Consider the following 354-nt stretch of genomic DNA (forward strand, 5'->3'; position numbering starts at 1 on the left):
CGCCTTTCTCTTGATTTTAAGCTCTGCCTTACTTAAATTAACTAGCTCCATTTGACCTTTTTCAATTATACGAGTTCTGTATCGCTCAAAGTTCATTACAGGGAATAAGTTTAGTACAGTTGTACCCTTCCAGCCTTGATAAAATTCGTCATTTACATCTGTATTAATTAAAATATAATCTTGTACCTGTTCCGTCTTAAACACAATTGCAGTATATTCGTTTCCAACATCGTCTAAAAATCTAACTCCAGCAGGTGTTTTAGGAAGTTTCGGATATAATACCCCCATAAAACTAAATATTTTTTCTTTTATTTCCCAACGGCTTAAACGGCCTATGTCACTTTCCCCATGTTC

At 34.7% G+C, this 354-nt stretch carries 1 protein-coding gene; it reads right to left on the reverse strand.

All coding sequences use genetic code 11. The features are described from left to right. Positions 1-354 (reverse strand): hypothetical protein (locus L977_RS24740; protein ID WP_047625993.1); only part of this gene is annotated, 354 nt, incomplete at both ends.

The organism is Enterobacter sp. ZOR0014 (assembly GCF_000798855.1).
Lineage (GTDB): Bacteria > Pseudomonadota > Gammaproteobacteria > Enterobacterales > Enterobacteriaceae > Enterobacter > Enterobacter kobei.